Here is an 18,916-nt window from a genome sequence, read left to right as displayed (position 1 = left end):
TTATCCCTTTTAAAATAATGAAAAACATTAATTTTTGCAACATAAAAAACGCAAATAAAACACATTTTAAAAAAAAAGAATTTATGACTTGTCAAACTTATCAAATATTTTTCTAAAAACAAATATTTTGCAAACATTTTTCTATTTTTTATAACTATACCCAAGTAAAGAACGTATAAAACAATGAAACTTAATAACAATGTAGCAGCCATAGGACTTGGTAGTAATCTGGGAGCTAAAAAGAATAATTTACAAACTGCTTTAAAAATGATTAATTTCCATCCTCAATGCGAAGTTTTGAAAGTTTCTCCTTTGTATGAAACTCTTCCTTGGGGAAAAACAGACCAACCTTTATTTTTAAACGCTGCTGCTCTTATCAAAACTTTCCTACCTCCCTTACTTTTTTTAGATTTTTTATTATCTGTAGAAATGAAACTCAAAAGAAAACGACTGGGATTATGGGGACCGCGTACTATTGATTTAGATATTTTGTTTTTGGGTAATCATACTTGCAAAACTCCTAAATTAACTATTCCTCATCCCTATATGTTAGAAAGAATTTTTGTCCTTGCTCCCTTAGCAGATATTTTGCCTAACCAAATAATACAAACCAAAACTATTTTAGAATGGAAAAACCAATTAGATCAAAATGCAGTTAAAATAATTGAAAATAATCAATGGTATCAACCTTCTTTTTAAAAAACCTAACTGTTTCATTTTTAGATAACTTAATTATTTTAAACTATATTTATTAATGTAAAAATAAAATTGTAAAAAGGAAATTATATGAATATTTTATCAATCGAAACTAGTTGTGATGAAACGAGTTGTGCAGTTACTCAAAATGGTAAAAAAGTACTTTCTAATGTAGTTTTTTCCCAAATTAAAGATCATCAAATTTTTGGTGGAGTAGTCCCTGAAATAGCTTCTAGAAAACATATTCAATTTATGACTTTGGTATTACAACAAGCCCTTAAAGAATCGAACCTTACCCCCCAAGAAATTGATTTAGTAGCAGTTACCCAAGGACCTGGTTTGGCAGGTTCGTTGCTAGTTGGTATTAACGCTGCTAATGTTTTTGCCTACACTTATCAAAAGCCTCTTTTGGGAGTAAATCATTTATTAGGGCATATCTATTCTGCTCAAATTGAACATGAAATTAATTTTCCTGCCTTAGTACTTTTAGTTTCTGGAGGACACACCGATCTTTTTTATCTTACGGACCACCTCCAAATCAAACCTCTTGGCACTACTCTTGATGATGCGGTAGGAGAAGTTTATGATAAAATTGCTAAAAACCTCAATCTGCCTTATCCTGGAGGACCTTTGATTGATCAATTAGCCCAACAAGGAAAAGACACTTATCATTTGGTGCGCCCTTATTTAAAAAAAGATAATCTGAATTTTAGTTTTTCAGGACTCAAAAGCACTTTGGTAAATTTAGTGATGAAACAAAACCTAAAAGATATCAACATTCCTGATTTGTGCGCTTCTTTTCAAGCTAGTGTTATTGATGTTTTATATGAAAAAACTAAAAGAGCTTTAAACCAATATCGCACTAAACAATTAATTGTTACTGGTGGAGTTGCTTCTAATTCTGGTTTAAGACAAAAGTTTATGACATCTTTTGCTAACTTGGAAGTTATTTTTCCTAGTTTGCAATATTGTACTGATCAAGCTGCTATGATAGGTATTGCAGCGTATTATCAGAACCAAATTACTAAAGCTTCTAAAAAATATGATCTTACAGCAAATCCTAATTTGTTTTTTTGATTTTTGATAATACCCCCTTTTTTTATATAATATATAACAAAAAAAGAGTCCCAAAATGACTCTTTTATTTTTTATTTGGTTGTTGTTCTTTTTGGTTTACTTTTTGCTTTGGATTTTGTTGGAATTTGATTTTTTTCATCTAAAGCATAAACTTCTTTTTGGTTGAGGGTGTCTTTTTCTAATAAAGCTTTGGTTATTTTTTCAACTAATGTTTTATTAGTTATTAAAAGTTCTTTGGATGTTTTATAACATTCATCAACTATTTTTTTTAACTTCTTGGTCTACTTGATAACGAGTTTGTTCTGAACAATGTTCAAAATTAATATATCCTAAAGGACTCATTCCAGAATAAGCAACCATCCCAAAAGCAATGCGAGTAACTGATTTTAGATCTGAATAAACTCCATTTGTTCTAGATTTACAAAAAAATTCTTCGGCTGCTGCTCCCCCTAGAATATTGTAGGCGATTAAAGAACCATTTAAAAAAATACCAACTTTTAAGTTGGTTTCCTTATTTTTTCTAAATACTAAAAAATATTTTTCTTATTAAATAATAAAAAAGGAGATTAAAATGGCGAGAAATTACAGACGTTCTTATTCCAGTAAAAAATCTTTTAGAAGAAATAAATTAACATTAGGCAGTTTTTTTACATATTGGATTTTACCTACATTAGGCATTGTTATTCCTTTGATTGTTTATTTTGCTTCAAAAGGTTATTTATCAATAGCTAAATAATAAAAAGGAGAATAAAAAATGACTTTTAGACAAATATTAACTTTAATTGCTCTTGGTTGTATTTTTATATTTGCAGCTTATAAACTTGGTTTTATTGTTCCTGATGCAACTAAAATTACATGGATTAAATAAATGAGTGTTTTTTTAAAAAACACTCATTAAGGATAATATATGAATATATTAATAAATTAATTTAAAATTAAGGAGTTAATTAAAATGGATAAAAAACAAAAAATAAAAAAAGAATTTTACGAACATTGTCAATGTTGCGGAACTAATTTGGGAATGAATATAAGTGATCTTGATTTTACTTTATTTGGTGTAATAATAAATTCAATGATTTTAATTAGTTTTGGAATTTTTTTATTATTTGGTTTTTTGAGTTTATTTTCATTTTTTCAAATTAATCATGAAATTTTTATAACTCTTACTTATATTTTTGCTATTGGTGGTGTTTCATTTTTTATAATATCTGACTGTATGCCTAAATTACTTTTTCAAAAAGTAGAATATGAAAAGGTTGAAAAGAATAAAGGAAAATTAGATGAAAAAATATAATTTATTTGATAATTTTATTTGTTTATTGATGGGTTCAATTATTGGTATATTTTTATATATTAATTTTTTTATCAAAAATAATAAAGAAAACGCTAAACAATTACAACCAGAATTATTAAATAAACAAACACAAATAAACATTATTAATCAAGAATTAGTTAACCTTTCAAATCAACAAACTTCTTTACAACAAGAATTAAGTGACCTAACTCAAACTTATGATGAATGGCAAACAATTTGCGAAATCAAAGCTAATCAGGATATTAATGAAGATAGGATTAAAAATGAAGCAATATACTATTCTCCTGTCCCTTTTGCAGTTAAAATAACCCCAACTGTAAAACTAGACAAAAATAATCAACAAATACCAATAGGCGCTCCACGAACAATAAAAAGTCAACCAATAGAAATTAATGGAGCTACTTTTTATTATATAAAGCCTTACTTTGCTTCAAATAAAATATGCTTCATTGATAAAAACAGTAGCGATTTTAGTAATTATATTGATAAATTGGTAGGTGGGAATCGTTGGCGATTTAAGTTTAATCAAAGTGTAAACACCACCCCACCACCAAATAAACTCAATAATTATCAATTTGTATTGCAACAAAAAACAAATAATTTGAATGAAATTACACAAAAATTATCAAATAAGCAACAAGAATTAAATAAATATTAGCAAGAAATAAATGATTAATTAATAAACAACCGCCTGATGATATTTTACAACAGGAATTAAATAATAAAGAAACTCATTTTAAAACTTTGAAAAGGTTGAAAAAGAATAAAGGAAAATTAGATGAAAAAATATAATTTATTTGATAATTTTATTTGTTTATTGATGGGTTCAATTATTGGTATATTTTTATATATTAATTTTTTTATCAAAAATAATAAAGAAAAAGAATTAGAAACAATTCAAAAAGATAATAAACCAGTTGAAATAATAAAGGAAATTGAAAAGCCAATAGAAATTATTAAATATGTTAATTTAACTGATTCTCAAAAATTAGATTTAATAAATAAATTAAAAAATAAATTTATAAATTATAATAACCAAAATTATTTATATAAAAAAGATATTGAAAATATTTTAAATAATTTTATAGAAAGGAATAATTGATGAATATACAACAAACAATTATTAATATTGTTGAATCTAAAATATTTATTTCTTTTACTTCTTTTATCTTTGGCATTTTTATTTATTGGCTTTATTTTTATATTAAAGAATGGAAAAGTAAATATGATTTTAGTGATGAATTACGAGATGTAGTAAACCATTATCTTAAAAAAGGTAAAATTCGTATTGGTGAAATATGGTGCCTTAGTTAGATTAATGGCACAAATGGGAAATTACTTAGGTATATATAGAAAACATGTTGAAACAATGATTAAAGAATTTGGAGAACATGGAGGACTTAATTTTTCTGAGGGTATTTTTGATGAAAAAAATAATAATCAAGAAAATAAAGAAAATAATAATTTAGATGAAATTTTAAAAGAGAATTTAAAATTAAAAAATCAATTAAATAATATAAAAAATCCTTTAATTGCTGAATCTATTGATGATACTGAAAATGATTTTTAGTTTTGATTTTTTTAAATATTTAATTTTCTTTGATTTTAAAGATTTTTTTTATTTATTATATAGTATTTTTTATAGTATTTTTTTTACTAAATCATCTTTTTTATTTGATTTTAATGTTGGTTGGAATAATAATTTTTTAATTATTTTTAATATGATAAAAACAGTAATTGTTTTTATATGGGAAAAATTAATATTTTTAATTTATCCTTTAAAATTATTTAGTTCTTTGTTTAATTTTTTAATGCAAATATTAAAAATTTTTATTGATGTTTTTGATATTATTATAGGTTATATAAAAAGTTCTATAACAAGTCTTACTGGTCAAAAATTAATGGACCCTAGTGAAAGTATGTGGGAAAAATTAAAAGAAATAGCAAAGATAATTTTTAATGTTACTGTTGCTGGTTCTGTTATTTATTTTTTAAAAGAAGTTAATAGTTTTCTTTTAAACTCTTTCATTAAAATAGGTGATTTGTTGTTTAAAATTGTTTTAAGAATATTAGATATTATTTCAATTGTTTTAAAATTCTTTTTATTTTTGTTTAAAAAGGTTATAATAATATTGAGTTTCGTTTTATCATTTTTTATTAATTTCCTATATTTATGGGTATTTAAAAATACTAAAAAAAATCTTTAATTATTTTTGATAATAGAAAAGAGGTTTAAAAATGTCAAGTTTTAGAATAGGCAATAAACATTATAAAATAATTCCTTTTTTAATTACTACTGGAATATTACTGTTTTTTTGTGTTTTGGATAGCTTCTCATACTTATAAATATCATTTAGCAACTGAAGAAAGACGTAAATTACAAGAAGTAGATATTGAAGCAAAAGCAATAGAATTAAATAATAATTTATATGAAGAATTTAAAAAAATAAAAGAAGAAAACGAACATTTAAAAAGTGTTCCTTATGAGTTTATAAGAGATAATGGAGAAAAAGAATATTATAATTTATTTACTCACAAATTAGTTAAAAAAATTGATAAAGATAATACAATTTGGGAATATAATAAAAATAATGGTCTTTTGTTGAAAAAAACTTATAAAAATAATAATGTTGAAAATTATAATTCTCAAGGTAAATTAATTAAAAAAACTATTTATAAATTGGATGGCAAAACAATAGATGAAATAGAAGATTATAATTCTCAAGGTAAAATAGTCCAAAAAAAACATTTTACACCCCCGAAGGTGATATAATCAAACAAATATTCTTTAACTCAGACGGAACTCTTAAAGAAGTTATAGATTTTTAATCATGAATAAAAAAAGATAAATTATATTAATTCGGTTCCGCGGAACGTCAATTTAAAACATTCTATTAGATTTAAAAGATATTTTAAACGCATTATTTTTTTGCCTCTCTCGCTTTGATTTAATTACAATTAGGGTAATTACCCTATGATTGATTTAGAATCTTTTATTTTAAGTATAAAAGTATTCAAAGACGAGCGTAGCGAACTAGGCGGCCAGCCGAAGTACAACCAAATTAATCTATTACCCCCCCCCTATAAAGTCCCCTTTGGGGATTTAGGGGTTTTTTTGTATCGAGCGCCTTTGTCGTGTTAGACGATAAAGGAGTAGCGAGAACGAACCAACCGCCTTTGTCGTGTTAGACGATAAAGGAGTAGGTTGGAGAGTACATTAAAGGAGAATAAGATGTTATTTAATTTATCAAAAGAACAAAAAGATATTATTAATTCAGATGCTTCTTGCATGTATATACATGGTGGTGCTGGTTCTGGCAAAACTACTATTTTAATTGAAAAATTAAGACAAAAAGAAAAAGAAAAACCTTTAATTTTGGTAGCTACTAATGCTACTAAAAACATTATTTTTGATAAATTATTTTCATCATTAAAAGAAGATTATCCTTCTTATAATGATGATGAATTAGAAAAATATTTAAAAGATAATTATGAAATTAGAACATTTCATAGTTTTGCTTATTCTTGTTATTTAAAATATAATATTTTTAATGAAACAGCACAACAAAGAAAATTTATTGATGATGAAACTAAATTAAATATTTTAAAACTGATTTTAAAAGAAAATCAAGATTTAAAAATGTATTTTAAAGAACAAAGAAAATATTCATTTAGAAAGCTTTTGCAGGAATTAAATAATTTAATACGTTTAACTTTTCAAAAAGAAAACTGTTATTCATCTATTAAAATTGATGATAAAGTTTTAAAAAAATCTTTTGAATTGTTATTAAATTTGTATTATGAAAAATTAAATTATTATAATTTAATAACTTTTGATGGTTTATTAATTGAAACTAGTGATTTTATTGAATTTGTTGAAAGAAATAATGGTTTAATTTATAATCGTCCTGTTTTATTGATGAATTTCAAGATTTAAATTATTTTTATTATTTTATTATAAAAGAACTTTTATTTAATAAACCAAATTCTTTATATTGTTTTGGTGATTATACTCAAAATATTTATAGTTCTTTTGGTTCTAGTGAACGTATTTTGGAACTTTTTGTAAAAGATTTTAAACCTGAAAAACATTTTTTAAATGTTAATTATCGTTCCAAAGGTATTAATATTGTTAAAGCAGCTAATGAATTAATTGATAATAAGGAATATTTACAATTATCTTTTAGTGAAAAAAAATATAGAGATTTTATAAATTTTTCTTTTTTTGATAATTTTTATCAACAAATTAATTATTTGTGTGAAAAAATTAAAAATTCTTTAATTTATTCTACAACTGTTCTTTGCCGTAGTAATGCTGAATTACAAAAAATTAAAGATGAGTTTACAAAAAACCAAATTCCTTTTACTATATCTGATAATAATAATAGTAAAGAAAATGAAATCATTTTGTCAACGATACATGGATATAAAGGATATGAAAATGAATACGTTTATTTAATTGTTTGGCAAAATCGAAATGAATCACAAGATAAAGTTTTAGAAAAAAAATTAATTTATACTGCAATAACTCGTGCTAAACGTGATATTGAAATTTTAACTTTAAATGATTCTTCTATTTTTATAGATTATTTTTATTCCTTAATAAAAAAAGAATTAATTTCTGATAATTTTATAAAAGGATTAAATGATAAAATTTTTGATTTAGATTATTTAAAAATTTGTTTACCTAATTTAAAAGATATAGAAATTTATGATGAATTATCTACTACTATTAAAATTTATAATGAAAAAGTTACCGAATTAGAAAAACAACATAAATTTAATCAAATTAATGAATCTTATTATAAGAAATGTTATTTAAAATTATGTGTTTTATTTAAGGAAATTTCTAAAAATATTTATAAAGTAAAAAAAAAGGATAATGGTTATGAAACTCGTTTAAAAGGGTTTAATTATTTTATGTTTGAACCTTTTGAACGAATTAAATATTATAAAAAACATTTAAAAGAAAAAAAAGAAGAAAGGTATTTGTCATTAAGTGATGATGATTTGAAATTGGATTATTCTTTAAAAAAACAATTAAAAGAAAATAAATTGCAAGAAATTAAACCAAAATCAAAAATTTTAAGGCATTATCGAGATTCTTCACAAAATGCTAAGGATAAACTGTTATATAATTTTAAAGATTCTAAAAGAATATCTTTTATTACTTTGACAGCTCCTTATGATGATTTACAAGGTAAAACTATAAAATATACTCATGAACCTGATATTATGGGGCAAGTAAGGAAACGTTTTATTCGTTTAGTGAGAAAAAGTTATTTATCAAATTTATTTCAACAATTCTCTCAAAACGATTTGGTTTATTCTAAAATGCAAGATTTTCGATATTTTTGGTCTTTAGAAACTACTAAATTAGGAGTTATTCATTATCATATTATTTTTAATATTGATGTTTTAAATTCTTTTGGTGGATATTCTCGTTATTTGTGTACTGATAAAGATTATGCTTTGGGTTTAAAAAACCGACCTATTAAAGGAAATAAGAGTATTTTTTATGATGATTATTTAATGCATAAAATAGATGAAAAAGGTAATATTAAAATACCTCAAAATTATTACGAGAAAAATAATGTTAAAGTGCCAAAAATTACTTTGCTTTGGGCTAATGCTTATGCATCTGTTATGAATAAAAATAATATAAAACATTATAAACATTTAAATCCAATTAGTCAAAACGTGCAAATTTTTAGACCATCAAAAAAAATCTTTTATTTGAAAAAATTGAAATTAGTAAATGTAAAGCTTTTTATAAAGGTACTTTTGATAAAAAAGATTATGTCAATAAAATTGTTTCATATGTTAGTAAATATGTTTCTAAAAATGATAAACTAATTGAAACAAATTCTAATAAAGGAATTGATTTTTATAGTCGTCATTTGTTTGGATTTTCTCGTACATGTTTTACTTGTCCGCAAAAATCTTTTTTTGCATTATTTCCTTATGATATAATTAAAGAAATAGAATTAAGTCCATTTCCAGTGGTTAATTTTAATTTTTCTAATATATTTGAATGGAATATTAAACAAAGAGTTAATGGAAAAAATATTAAAATTCAACATAATTTGACTTTGTTGTGTAAATCTTATATGAATTCACAACAATTTCAAAATTCTAATTATTTTAGTTTAAATTTATCTGGTATTCAACCAAAAAATCATTTTCTTAATAAGAATTTTAAAAAATATTTTAAGTTACAAAAACTTAAATTAAAACTTAAAAAAGATTATGAAAAAAAAGATATTAAAATATTAAATAAAGTTGAATGTCAATATTGGTATAGATATCTTGAAAATAATTATATTCAAAGTTTTCAAATTTCATCTTAATTTAATTTGATTAAATTATTTTAAATTCAATATTTTTAGTTAATTTTGCTGTCTAATTATTAGACGGCTTTTGTTGTTGGAAAAAAATAAATAAAATTATTTATAAATTTTAAAAAACTTAAAAAAACTTTAAATTATTAAAATTATTAATGCTATAATATAAGTAATAAGAAAAAGATTTTTTTTTAAAAGAAACAATATTTTTAAAAAACTCAGTAATCGCCTACAAAAAACCCTTGAGAGCAAACTATAACATATTTTAATTTATCTTCGGTTTGACTAAAATATTCTTTATCAGAAGTGTGCCACACATAACCTAGAGCTCCTCCTCTTGGAGTAATTATAATGGTTCTTACTTTGGATTCTGAATGAGGGTGTTTCATTACAATAACGGCATGCCCTGCTTCGTGATAAGCTGTCATGATTTTTTCTTTTTCTTCAGTTTTGCGTGATTTTTTTGGCAGGACCTATACTCACTTTGTCAATGGATTCTTATAAATCTTTCATATTAATTTCTAATTGTTTATTTTTAGTAGCTAAGATGGTAGCTTCATTTACAATAGCTGCAAGTTCTGCGCACTTATATTGTTGCGATGTAATTCTAATGACAAATTGCTTTGATAAATACAAGGGTGTTTTTCAATGCAAGAATTAGCACCTAATAAAATTGTATGAACTTCATCATTATTATATAATTTAAAAAATAAATCTCTTATTTCTTCTATACTAAAATCAGATATTTTTTTTTTGATATAATTTATAAAACATAATATAACACTCTTTTCTTTAATTTAATCTTCATCTAAATTTATGTTTAAATCTTTTTTAATAAAATCTTTGGCTTCTCGTTCACTTAAAGCTTTTAATTGAAATTTATTTAATAAAGTATTTGGTTTTTTATAAGGTTTATTATATTCCATTTTTACTGGATTCCAAACTTTAAAAGTAATATATTTAGAATCTAAATTAATGTGTAATTTACAACGACGTTTTAATTGAATAATGCTTTCATCTTTTTTAAAAATATCTTCAAAGAAATCATCAATGCTTTTAACAGTAGTAATAATAATTAATTTACATTCTAAAACTTTATTTTTATAACGACTCTTAACTGATGATGCAGTATTATTATCTAACATTTTTAATAAATCTGATAAACCTAAACAATTAGAACGTAGGTCATCTAAAATAATACATTCTTCACCACGATAATCATCTAAAATATCATTACTACCAGATGAAATATAAGTTTGATAATTTTTGTCTTTGGCTATTTTTTTGGCAAGAGTAGTTTTACCTGAACCACTTTTACCAGTGATAAAAACACATTCCATGTCTCTTTCAATTCCTTTCAAAGTATTAGATCTATACTTAAATGCTTTTTCTATTGCAGCAGAATAGATATTATTTTCTATAATATTAATTTCTTTTGTAATATTATATTCTTTAATATCTCCTGATGCAATTCTAGATAAAATTTCTTTTAAGCGAGCATCCATTTTATATTTTCTGTTAAAAATATCTTGTTGAGACTCACTTTTCCAATCAAAATTACTAACTACTTCTTTTTCATCATATTGATGTTTGTCAGACCTATTAGCATGAATCATATACATTAAGGCATCACTAAATCTACCTTTTATTTTAGATACAAAGTTTTCTTGAGTATTAAACCATTGAGAGATATGTTTAGTATCTTGTGAATAATTAAATCTTAAATATATATGCCAATGAGGGGATTTAATATCTCCAATTTTTTTACCATTCAATTGAGCTTCTTTTTCATTTTGATAAATATCTTTATCGTGAAGAATAAAAGCATAATTTTGAATGGCTTTTTTTTTAGCTTCTAAAATATTTTCAATTTTTGATTGATTAATTAAATTACTATTAATAACAAGTTCGCATATTCGTAATTTCATTTTATTAGATTCCTTTTAATATTTTTTAATTATTGACTCTCCAACCTACTCCTTTATCGTCTAACACGACAAAGGCGGTTGGTTCGTTCTCGCTACTCCTTTATCGTCTAACACGACAAAGGCGCGAAAAGTAAATTATAAAAAGTGGACAGATTTACCTTTTGGTATAGAGTTACCCCCCCTAAAGAAAAAAATAAAGAATTTATATATATAAAAAAATGTTAAAATAAAAATATCGAAAAATATAAAATGTTAGGTAAAAAAATATGAATAAATTTAATGAACTTTCAAAAATTTATGACTTAGAATCATTTAAAGATAACGAAATTAAAAAAGAAATAATAATTTTTTTTGAAAAACAAAACGATCAAACATATCCTAAAAATCTCATCATAGAATATCGTTCAAGAATAGGAGTTCGTTCTTTGTGCAACAGTATAATGAATAAATTTAATTTATCTTATAATATAATTTTAGGAGGAAATATTAATAGTTCTTTTTTTAAAAGCCAATATTATAATAATAATAAAAATATAAATATATTTTTTCATGAAGATAAAGAATTAATTAAAAATAATTTTTTAGAAAAAATACTAAATAGAGAAGATTTTATAATCAAACCTCTATATGAACAATCAAAAATAATTAGTATGCAAGAAAAATTAAATATTTTTTTATGTGATTTTTAACCATTTCTTCATAATATTAAAAATATTAAAATTATTAATTATGTAAACAAAAAAATGTAAATTTATTAAAATTGATTATGAAAAAATAGCGAATTTGGGTATAAAAAAACCAACCCCTAAATCCCCAAAGGGGACTTTATAGGAGGAGGGTAAGAGTTAATTTGGTTGTACTTCGGCTGGCCGCCTAGTTCGCTACGCTCGTCTTTGAATACTAATCATATTATATAATAATTTAATAAATATATTTTAAAATTAATTTTTAATGCATTTTTTAGTTATAATTATTTTTGGAATTAATAAAAAATATTAAGATAATTGGTGTTAATAATGCAAAAATTAAAGAAAAAAATAAGATTATTATAAAATATGATTTCTCACATTAAAACTATTAATAAAAAAATAGTTTTTCAATTGGTTAAACAATTTGTTAAAGACCTAAATTTAACTACCATTTTAAAAACAATTCGTATTAATCGAAGTACTTATTATTATTGGCTAAAAATTGAAAAAAAGTTAAAATTAAAAGAAACAAAATATTTTTTGCAACAACAACGTATTCAAACTTTATGTTTACAACATGAATATTTTTACGGTCATCGTAAAATTACTGATTTATACCAAGAAATTTTTAATGAATTTATTACTAAGAAAAAAGTTTATCTTGTCATGAAAGAAAATAATATTTGTTGTAAGTTAAGGCCTAAAAAAAATAAATATTATTATAAAAATTTAAAATCTAACCTCAAAGTAATCCCAAATTTAATTAATCAAAACTTTACTACCTCCCAACCCATGCAAAAACTATTTACCGAAGTTACTTATTTTCCCACTCCCCAAGGATTTATTTATTTTTCGTGTATTATTGATTCTTTTAATAATCAAATTATTGCCTCCCACACTTCAAACCGACAAAATAAAGAATTAATTTTAAATACAATCAAAAAAATTCCTACTTTAAAAAACCCTTGTATTATTCATTCTGACCAAGGTAAAGTTTATCAATCTCTAAAAGTACAAAAAAAATTAACTAAAAAAGGGTTTTTAATTAGTATGTCTCGCAAAGCAAACCCACGTGATAACGCTGTCATTGAAAATCTTTTGGCCAGATGAAAAGTATTTTATTCAACCAACATCCTTTTTTATTTCAAAAAACCTCAACTAAAATCAAAAAAATTATCAATCAATTTCCTTCTTTTTGGAATAATAAATGGTTATTAACTAAATTAAATAATTTATCACCCTTACAGTATTTGCAAAATAGATAATATTTGTTAATAATATATAAACTTATAACCTTTGGAAAAAGGTTGTTTTTTTTCATACATTTTTTTCTACCAAAAACAATAAATTCCGCATTATTGTGTAAAAAAATTTAATCTATGTCTTTTTCATGGTGAGTTTTTTGTTATTTTGCCCTAACTATATAGTGTAAGGATAAATATTAAAAAAATATCTTTTGAAACTAGCAAATTATTAAAAAACATTAGACACTTTTTAAGTTTAATGAAATTATTTGTTAATTTGAAAAGATATGAAATTATCTATTTAATTTTAAGTCTTAAAGAGTAATTTTGAAATAAAAAAATGTCTAAAAAAACGGAACAGCGCAATCTTCATTTTCGCTGTCTCTTAAATAATGTGTTTCAGATATTTTTATATTATTTTCATCATATTCGGCATCATAAGTTTCATCATTTTCCCAATCTACTTTTTTTATCATCTTCTATTGTATAACGTCTTTGTTTTTTTATATTGTTATTTTCATCTTGTTCCAAGACTTCTTTTTAGAATCATCTACAAATGTAATTACCACATTATCATCCTTATTACCAAAGGAATCCAAAGGTACAAAGCCACCATCATCTTCAGAATTCACATCCATAGAAGCATCGCCATCTGCAAGAACCACATTCATAGAACTATCATCATCTTCGGAACTTGAACTATAACTGGTTGTCTTTTTGCTTCCATCTGAATTAAAAAATGTTTGTTTTGTCATTTCATTATCTTGATATTCTTTATTCCAAGTTTCTTTATGTTCCCAATAAATATCATCTTCTGAGGTTTTAAAATGTCTTTGTTTTAATGTATGTCCACTATTATCATCTAAAGTTCTATTCCAAGTATTAGGGCTTTTCCAATTTATTTCTTTATTGTCATTGAGGTAACTTCTTTTATTTAATTTATAAGGTCTATTATTAATAATTTTTAATTCTATATCATAAGTTTTATCGTGATTCCAATTAACTATTTTTTTATATTCTTTGCTATTTGATGTGTAATGCCTTTCAGTTAATATATATTCTTCAGCTTGAACTTCTTCTGCAAAGTTGCCATCATAATACGTTTTATCCCAAGTTTTATCGCGATCCCAATTAACTTGTTTGTTATCTTCGTCGCTGCCTTCTTTAAAATATCTTTTTGAAATTTGTTTATTATTAGAATCATAAACTTTATCCCAAGTATTAGGATTTCCCCAGTCTACTTGTTTTTCTTCGCCTTCATTATGAGGTTTATATGTTCTACTGGATGAAGTGTATGTTTGTGTTTCCTTATTAGTTGTTGCAAAAACATAAGTAATTTTTAATATAAAAAATAATAAAGAAATTAATAAATATAATTTAGATACTTTTAAATAAAATTATTTTTTTCTTTTTGCATTATTCATTTTTATAATATAGATCCTTTTTTATTTTATGTTTTTTAAAAAAAATAAAAATAATTGTAATCATTAAAACTAAAAAAATTAAATAATAATATATATTTTTTTAAAACCAAAAAGTAAATATTGAAATGAAAAAATAATTGTTATTTTGTATGTACATTTTTACATTTTTTTAACCCCATCTTTTTACAAATTTGCCACAGCAGTTCAAAAAAATAAAAAACTTGCTATTAATGTCATTTTATCACAAAAAAACAAGTTTTTGCTCACTAATCTGTATATCATGAGTGTTTTCCTTGCAATTTTATATATAAAAAAAGAGACTTCAAAAGTCTCTTTTTGGGATTATTTAATTTTTTTAAAAATATTTTTACTTTTTTTGTCAATCGATTTTTTCTAAATTGCGTTCTGCCTGGGTTTTGGTTAAGTAGTTAGGAACTAATAAATGGCAATTGGAAACAATTTTTGCAAATTGTTTGATGGTGCAAAAATCTATTTTGATAGTAGTTGGTTCAATTAATAAATGATTAGGAAAAGATTGCAAGAAACTGCTTTCAAATCTATCTTCGTTTAAGTAAATGTGGTTTTCTTTGAGGCTTAAAGCAAAAAAAGCATTACTTCTAGCATCAATTAAAGGAGTAAGTGAAGCATAAGAATAACCACTAGATAAAAGTAATAGACTGCTTATTTGGTATAAAGGGATTTGTAAGTTGAAGGCTAACATTTTGGCTGTAAGAACTGCTACACGAGTGCCAGTATAAGAACCAGGCCCCACACCAACTATTAAAGCATCTAAGTTGGTTAGACCTAAATTATTTTCTTGTAAGACACTTTCAATTAAAGGAATCATGCAAGGAACATAATCGTTTTTGCCAAGGCGGGATTTGAAAGTAGTAATTTTTCCTTGGATAACTAAAATAACTATTTGGCTTTTGGTGGCAGTATCTAGAATTAAAATGTTTTTGTGATTCATTGTCGTATCGCTTTCAAAAGTTTGGTTAGAGATTTGCAAAAAAATTTAAAGGTTGTTTTTGGAATAAGTATTTTGCATATCATTTTGATCCACTTTTATTTTTATTATCAAGGTTGCTATTTTGATAGATAGTAATTTTTCTTTGAATTTCATTTAAAAATGTCATTTCTACTAAAAAAGCAAAATCAGGAAAAAGGTAACTGCAATTTTGAAAATATTCTACTATAACAAAATCTTGATAAGTAAGGTCTTCTAATAGTTCTTCTAAAAATTCAGTCTCAAGGTCTGTGCTATATAAATCAAGATGATAAATAGTGTGCAATTTGTTCTTGTAGGTTTTAGAAATGACAAAAGTAGGACTACAAACATTTTGATGGATGACAAAACTTTTAATAAAACCCTTAGTAAAGATAGTTTTTCCACAACCCAAAGAGCCTTGTAATAAAATGATTGTTTTGCTTTGTTTTTCTTTGGGAGTGTTTTTTTTTTGATTGATGAGTTTTTTTCCTAAATTGTAACCTAATATTTGGGTTTCTTTTGGGGTATTAGTAATTGTTTCTAAATATATTTTGGTTTTCATATGCGTTTAGACCTTTAATTATGAGATTAAAATAATATGATAAGACCTTTGTTCTTTTTTCTTTGGTGTTTTGTCTTTTGTTGTTGGTTTAAAATTAATTTTCTACGCCATCTACATCAAGTACTTCTTTTTTGACAACTGCTACTGAAACTGCTTTATGACCTGTTTTTAATTTGATGATGCGCGTTCCTTGGGTAGCTTTGTTTTTGGTTTTGGTAATTTGGTCAATTGCTACTCTTACTACTTGTCCTTTGTCAGAAGAAACAATAAGATCATCTGTAGGAAGGACAACTTGTAGGGTAATAAGTCTTCCTTTTTGGTCGTTTACTTTGATAGTTTTAGAGCCTTTGCCACTACGCGCTTGAATGCGGTATTGATTGACATTGGTGATTTTCCCAAAGCCGTTTTCAGTCATTACTAAAATGTTTTGTTCTTTGGAATCAGTGTCAAATAAAGCAGCTCCTACTAAGAATTCATCACTTCCAAGACGCATTCCAATTACACCCATGCTGTTGCGACTAATACTTTTAATTTTGGTTTCACAAAAACAAATAGCATTGCCATTGTTAGATGCTAGAATGATATTTTTAGTGCCTGTGGTTTTGTTTACTGTAAGGACTTCATCGTTTTCTTTTAACCTAATTGCAATAAGACCTCTTTTGGAAATGTGGCTGTATTCTTTGAGAGGTGTTTTTTTGACTATGCCTTTTTTGGTAGCAAAGAATAAGTAATCTTGGGATTGATCAAAGTTTTTAACACTGGTAAAAGAAGTTAAAAATTCGTCTTTTTCGAATGGTAAGAAATTAACAAGATGGCTTCCTTTGGATTGTCTTTGACCTAAAGGAATTTCGTAGCCTTTGAGTTGATAGACTTTGCCTTTGTTAGTAAAAAATAAGTGATAATCGTGAGTAGAAGTAATTGCTAGATGTTCAATAAAGTCTTCTTCGTAGATTTTCATACCAGAAACGCCTTGCCCACCTCTTTTTTGTTGTTTGTAAGTATCAATATCCATGCTTTTGATGTAGCCTTTGTTAGTAATTGTAATAATGATAGTTTTTTCTTCGATTAAGTCTTCGTCTTCAAAGTTTAGGGGAGCATCAAAATTGAGGGTAGTTTTTCTGTCATCTTGGTATTTTTTCTTCATTTCTAGAAGTTCTTTTTCTAAAATGCGTTCTTTTTTCTTTTGGGAATCAATGATACTTTGGCATTCTAAAATTTCTTGATTGAGGTTTTTTTCTTCAGTGATAAGTTTTTGAGTTTCTTGGTTAGCAAGTCTTTGGAGGCTCATTTCTAAAATGGCTTTGCTTTGTATTTCATCAAAATTGTACCTTTGCATTAATTTGCTTTGGGCTTCTTTGACATCTGTAGAAGTTTTGATGAGTTTAATAGCAGTTTCGATGTCTTCTAAAATAGTGATAAGAGCTGTTACTAAATGTTTTCTTGCGCTTGCTTTTTTGAGTTCAAAGCTTTTTTGGCGGTTAATAACTTCGATGCGGAAATTGAAAAAAGCTTCTAAGATTTGTTTTAAAGAAACTAATTGGGGAGTTTTTCCAACTAAGGCAACCATATTGATACCAAAAGAAATTCTTAATTGGGAATGTTTGTAAAGCTTGTTAAGAATAATTTTACTGTTTGCGTCTCTTTTAAGTTCGATTACAATTTTCATTCCTTTGCGACTGGATTCGTCTCTAAGGTCTGTGATTCCTTCTACTATTTTGTTTTTAACTAGAAAAGCAATTTTTTCAATTAGATCAGTTTTTTTGACTTGATAAGGAATTTCTGTAACAATGATTGAAGTTTTTCCTCTTTCTTCCGAAACGTGACTTTTAGCCTTTAAGATAACAGCTCCTTGTCCGGTGTGATAAGCGCTTTTTAAACTTTGTAAGCCTAAAAGTTCGCCACCAGTAGGAAAATCAGGTCCTTTGATGTGTTGCATTAATTCATCAATGGAAACGTCTTTATTATTAATGTAGTTAATTAAACCATCAATGACTTCGCCTAAATTATGAGTAGGGATTTTGGTTGCCATTCCTACTGCAATTCCTGTAGCTCCGTTAATTAATAAGTTGGGAAGAGCTGTTGGAAGTACTAATGGTTCTTTTTCAGTACCATCGTAATTATCAACAAAATCAATTGTGTCTTTGTCAATGTTTTTGATTAGTTCCATTGCCATTTTTGCCATTTTAACTTCAGTATAACGCATAGCTGCTGCTTTGTCGCCATCAATTGAACCAAAGTTTCCATGACCGTCTACTAAAGGATAACGGTAACTAAAATCTTGAGCCATTCTTACCATTGCATCATAAATGCTTGGGCCTCCATGAGGATGGTATTTACCCATAATATCCCCAACTACACGAGCTGCTTTTTTGTAGCTTGCGTGACTGTAGACGCCTAATTCTTTCATACTATATAAAATACGTCTTTGGACTGGTTTTAAGCCATCTTTAATGTCTGGTAAAGCTCTTGATACAATTACGCTCATTGCATAACTTAAGAAGGATTTTTTCATCTCCTCGCTTAAGTTTACTTCTTGAATGTTGCCATGATCGTGGTCTTTGTTGTTGTTGGCTTCATTGTTTTGAGTTTTTTGGTCGCTCATTTTTAACCTCTTTTTAAATATATATTAGTTGTTATTTAATGTTATAG

The 18,916-nt window shown here is 25.1% G+C and carries 23 protein-coding genes and 2 pseudogenes; 16 read left to right on the top strand and 9 right to left on the bottom strand.

Annotated features, from left to right (window positions below; all coding sequences use genetic code 11):
- Positions 1 to 183 precede the first annotated feature (183 nt).
- Together folK and tsaD are read left to right on the top strand one after the other, a co-directional pair.
- Positions 184 to 699 (top strand): 2-amino-4-hydroxy-6-hydroxymethyldihydropteridine diphosphokinase, encoded by a 516-nt coding sequence (gene folK / locus HGD80_RS01580; protein WP_219475310.1) that lies wholly within the window; start codon positions 184 to 186, stop codon positions 697 to 699.
- Between the two features lie 87 nt (positions 700 to 786).
- Positions 787 to 1,773, top strand: a complete 987-nt coding sequence (gene tsaD, locus HGD80_RS01575; RefSeq protein WP_219475304.1) for a tRNA (adenosine(37)-N6)-threonylcarbamoyltransferase complex transferase subunit TsaD — start codon at positions 787 to 789, stop codon at positions 1,771 to 1,773.
- 255 nt (positions 1,774 to 2,028) lie between these two features.
- Here the strand turns inward: tsaD and HGD80_RS04800 are convergent, their stop codons facing one another.
- Positions 2,029 to 2,229 carry a hypothetical protein gene (locus tag HGD80_RS04800; protein ID WP_225904441.1) on the bottom strand — a complete coding sequence of 67 codons (201 nt, stop codon included), beginning with the start codon at positions 2,227 to 2,229 and terminating at the stop codon, positions 2,029 to 2,031.
- Between the two features lie 115 nt (positions 2,230 to 2,344).
- On the opposite strand from HGD80_RS04800, the gene HGD80_RS01565 reads away from it, so the two are divergent.
- The 12 genes and pseudogenes from HGD80_RS01565 to HGD80_RS04785 all read left to right on the top strand — a co-directional run bounded on the left by HGD80_RS01565 (position 2,345) and on the right by HGD80_RS04785 (position 9,438).
- Positions 2,345 to 2,509, top strand: coding sequence for a hypothetical protein (locus HGD80_RS01565; protein ID WP_219475303.1), 165 nt, complete (start codon positions 2,345 to 2,347; stop codon positions 2,507 to 2,509).
- A 216-nt stretch (positions 2,510 to 2,725) separates the two neighbouring features.
- A complete protein-coding gene (locus HGD80_RS01560; protein ID WP_219475301.1) occupies positions 2,726 to 3,067 on the top strand; it encodes a hypothetical protein in 342 nt (113 codons plus the stop codon).
- Complete coding sequence (locus HGD80_RS01555) at positions 3,054 to 3,746, top strand: hypothetical protein (RefSeq protein ID WP_219475661.1); 693 nt, start codon at positions 3,054 to 3,056, stop codon at positions 3,744 to 3,746. Before HGD80_RS01560 ends, HGD80_RS01555 begins: the two co-directional genes overlap by 14 nt.
- A gap of 120 nt (positions 3,747 to 3,866) precedes the next feature.
- Positions 3,867 to 4,190 carry a hypothetical protein gene (locus tag HGD80_RS01550; RefSeq protein WP_219475658.1) on the top strand — a complete coding sequence of 108 codons (324 nt, stop codon included), beginning with the start codon at positions 3,867 to 3,869 and terminating at the stop codon, positions 4,188 to 4,190.
- A complete protein-coding gene (locus tag HGD80_RS04795) occupies positions 4,190 to 4,402 on the top strand; it encodes a hypothetical protein (protein WP_225904410.1) in 213 nt (70 codons plus the stop codon). Before HGD80_RS01550 ends, HGD80_RS04795 begins: the two co-directional genes overlap by 1 nt.
- Entirely contained in the window at positions 4,380 to 4,658 is a 279-nt protein-coding gene (locus HGD80_RS04790; protein ID WP_225904409.1) for a hypothetical protein, read from the top strand. Before HGD80_RS04795 ends, HGD80_RS04790 begins: the two co-directional genes overlap by 23 nt.
- On the top strand, positions 4,636 to 5,295 hold the full coding sequence (locus tag HGD80_RS01540) for a hypothetical protein (RefSeq protein WP_225904408.1): 660 nt from the start codon (positions 4,636 to 4,638) through the stop codon (positions 5,293 to 5,295). Before HGD80_RS04790 ends, HGD80_RS01540 begins: the two co-directional genes overlap by 23 nt.
- 110 nt (positions 5,296 to 5,405) lie before the next feature.
- On the top strand, positions 5,406 to 5,861 hold the full coding sequence (locus HGD80_RS01535) for a DUF2963 domain-containing protein (protein WP_225904407.1): 456 nt from the start codon (positions 5,406 to 5,408) through the stop codon (positions 5,859 to 5,861).
- Between the two features lie 459 nt (positions 5,862 to 6,320).
- Positions 6,321 to 7,025 (top strand): UvrD-helicase domain-containing protein, encoded by a 705-nt coding sequence (locus HGD80_RS01530; RefSeq protein WP_219475297.1) that lies wholly within the window; start codon positions 6,321 to 6,323, stop codon positions 7,023 to 7,025.
- Positions 7,004 to 7,108, top strand: a pseudogene (locus HGD80_RS05680) (UvrD-helicase domain-containing protein); the annotation flags it as partial. The gene HGD80_RS01530 and the pseudogene HGD80_RS05680, both read left to right, overlap by 22 nt.
- Before the next feature lie 33 nt (positions 7,109 to 7,141).
- Positions 7,142 to 8,944, top strand: coding sequence for a 3'-5' exonuclease (locus tag HGD80_RS01525; protein WP_225904406.1), 1,803 nt, complete (start codon positions 7,142 to 7,144; stop codon positions 8,942 to 8,944).
- Positions 8,945 to 8,988: 44 nt separating this feature from the next.
- A complete protein-coding gene (locus HGD80_RS04785) occupies positions 8,989 to 9,438 on the top strand; it encodes a hypothetical protein (protein ID WP_225904405.1) in 450 nt (149 codons plus the stop codon).
- Positions 9,439 to 9,650: 212 nt separating this feature from the next.
- Here HGD80_RS04785 and HGD80_RS01520 read toward each other — a convergent pair whose 3' ends face one another.
- The 3 genes from HGD80_RS01520 to HGD80_RS01515 form a co-directional block, all read right to left on the bottom strand.
- Positions 9,651 to 9,860 carry a hypothetical protein gene (locus tag HGD80_RS01520; protein ID WP_264081098.1) on the bottom strand — a complete coding sequence of 70 codons (210 nt, stop codon included), beginning with the start codon at positions 9,858 to 9,860 and terminating at the stop codon, positions 9,651 to 9,653.
- Positions 9,861 to 9,930: 70 nt separating this feature from the next.
- Complete coding sequence (locus HGD80_RS04780; protein WP_225904404.1) at positions 9,931 to 10,068, bottom strand: hypothetical protein; 138 nt, start codon at positions 10,066 to 10,068, stop codon at positions 9,931 to 9,933.
- A gap of 161 nt (positions 10,069 to 10,229) precedes the next feature.
- Complete coding sequence (locus HGD80_RS01515) at positions 10,230 to 11,360, bottom strand: Rep family protein (protein WP_219475296.1); 1,131 nt, start codon at positions 11,358 to 11,360, stop codon at positions 10,230 to 10,232.
- A gap of 266 nt (positions 11,361 to 11,626) precedes the next feature.
- On the opposite strand from HGD80_RS01515, the gene HGD80_RS01510 reads away from it, so the two are divergent.
- Positions 11,627 to 12,049, top strand: coding sequence for a threonine synthase (locus HGD80_RS01510; protein ID WP_219475294.1), 423 nt, complete (start codon positions 11,627 to 11,629; stop codon positions 12,047 to 12,049).
- A gap of 366 nt (positions 12,050 to 12,415) precedes the next feature.
- Positions 12,416 to 13,314 (top strand): annotated as a pseudogene (locus HGD80_RS01505) (IS3 family transposase).
- Between the two features lie 323 nt (positions 13,315 to 13,637).
- Here HGD80_RS01505 and HGD80_RS05370 read toward each other — a convergent pair.
- The 5 genes from HGD80_RS05370 to gyrA all read right to left on the bottom strand — a co-directional run bounded on the left by HGD80_RS05370 (position 13,638) and on the right by gyrA (position 18,869).
- Positions 13,638 to 13,769 (bottom strand): hypothetical protein, encoded by a 132-nt coding sequence (locus tag HGD80_RS05370; protein ID WP_264081097.1) that lies wholly within the window; start codon positions 13,767 to 13,769, stop codon positions 13,638 to 13,640.
- 27 nt (positions 13,770 to 13,796) lie between these two features.
- On the bottom strand, positions 13,797 to 14,048 hold the full coding sequence (locus tag HGD80_RS01500) for a hypothetical protein (protein WP_219475293.1): 252 nt from the start codon (positions 14,046 to 14,048) through the stop codon (positions 13,797 to 13,799).
- 1,048 nt (positions 14,049 to 15,096) lie between these two features.
- Positions 15,097 to 15,687 carry a tRNA (adenosine(37)-N6)-threonylcarbamoyltransferase complex dimerization subunit type 1 TsaB gene (gene tsaB / locus HGD80_RS01495; RefSeq protein ID WP_219475291.1) on the bottom strand — a complete coding sequence of 197 codons (591 nt, stop codon included), beginning with the start codon at positions 15,685 to 15,687 and terminating at the stop codon, positions 15,097 to 15,099.
- Between the two features lie 79 nt (positions 15,688 to 15,766).
- The gene (gene tsaE / locus HGD80_RS01490; RefSeq protein ID WP_219475289.1) at positions 15,767 to 16,267 is read right to left on the bottom strand and encodes a tRNA (adenosine(37)-N6)-threonylcarbamoyltransferase complex ATPase subunit type 1 TsaE; all 501 of its coding nucleotides are present in this window, start codon (positions 16,265 to 16,267) and stop codon (positions 15,767 to 15,769) included.
- Positions 16,268 to 16,361: 94 nt separating this feature from the next.
- Complete coding sequence (gene gyrA / locus HGD80_RS01485; protein WP_219475287.1) at positions 16,362 to 18,869, bottom strand: DNA gyrase subunit A; 2,508 nt, start codon at positions 18,867 to 18,869, stop codon at positions 16,362 to 16,364.
- Positions 18,870 to 18,916 lie beyond the last annotated feature (47 nt).

It is taken from the genome of Paulownia witches'-broom phytoplasma (assembly GCF_019396865.1).
Classification (GTDB): domain Bacteria; phylum Bacillota_I; class Bacilli_A; order Acholeplasmatales; family Acholeplasmataceae; genus Phytoplasma; species Phytoplasma asteris.
The sequence above is the reverse complement of the archived record's forward strand: the minus strand, read 5'-3'. Positions and strand labels throughout refer to the sequence as shown.

Excerpts from the sequence above, each read along its gene's own strand:
- HGD80_RS01550 (WP_219475658.1), top strand. The coding sequence starts at position 3,867 with ATGAAAAAATATAATTTATTTGATAATTTTATTTGTTTATTGATGGGT.
- gyrA (WP_219475287.1), bottom strand. The coding sequence starts at position 18,869 with ATGAGCGACCAAAAAACTCAAAACAATGAAGCCAACAACAACAAAGAC.
- HGD80_RS01530 (WP_219475297.1), top strand. The coding sequence starts at position 6,321 with ATGTTATTTAATTTATCAAAAGAACAAAAAGATATTATTAATTCAGAT.
- HGD80_RS01540 (WP_225904408.1), top strand. The coding sequence starts at position 4,636 with ATGATACTGAAAATGATTTTTAGTTTTGATTTTTTTAAATATTTAATT.
- HGD80_RS01520 (WP_264081098.1), bottom strand. The coding sequence starts at position 9,860 with ATGACAGCTTATCACGAAGCAGGGCATGCCGTTATTGTAATGAAACAC.
- HGD80_RS01555 (WP_219475661.1), top strand. The coding sequence starts at position 3,054 with ATGAAAAAATATAATTTATTTGATAATTTTATTTGTTTATTGATGGGT.
- HGD80_RS01560 (WP_219475301.1), top strand. The coding sequence starts at position 2,726 with ATGGATAAAAAACAAAAAATAAAAAAAGAATTTTACGAACATTGTCAA.
- HGD80_RS04795 (WP_225904410.1), top strand. The coding sequence starts at position 4,190 with ATGAATATACAACAAACAATTATTAATATTGTTGAATCTAAAATATTT.
- tsaB (WP_219475291.1), bottom strand. The coding sequence starts at position 15,687 with ATGAATCACAAAAACATTTTAATTCTAGATACTGCCACCAAAAGCCAA.
- HGD80_RS05370 (WP_264081097.1), bottom strand. The coding sequence starts at position 13,769 with ATGATAAAAAAAGTAGATTGGGAAAATGATGAAACTTATGATGCCGAA.
- tsaE (WP_219475289.1), bottom strand. The coding sequence starts at position 16,267 with ATGAAAACCAAAATATATTTAGAAACAATTACTAATACCCCAAAAGAA.
- HGD80_RS01500 (WP_219475293.1), bottom strand. The coding sequence starts at position 14,048 with ATGACAAAACAAACATTTTTTAATTCAGATGGAAGCAAAAAGACAACC.
- HGD80_RS01565 (WP_219475303.1), top strand. The coding sequence starts at position 2,345 with ATGGCGAGAAATTACAGACGTTCTTATTCCAGTAAAAAATCTTTTAGA.
- HGD80_RS01510 (WP_219475294.1), top strand. The coding sequence starts at position 11,627 with ATGAATAAATTTAATGAACTTTCAAAAATTTATGACTTAGAATCATTT.
- tsaD (WP_219475304.1), top strand. The coding sequence starts at position 787 with ATGAATATTTTATCAATCGAAACTAGTTGTGATGAAACGAGTTGTGCA.
- folK (WP_219475310.1), top strand. The coding sequence starts at position 184 with ATGAAACTTAATAACAATGTAGCAGCCATAGGACTTGGTAGTAATCTG.
- HGD80_RS01515 (WP_219475296.1), bottom strand. The coding sequence starts at position 11,360 with ATGAAATTACGAATATGCGAACTTGTTATTAATAGTAATTTAATTAAT.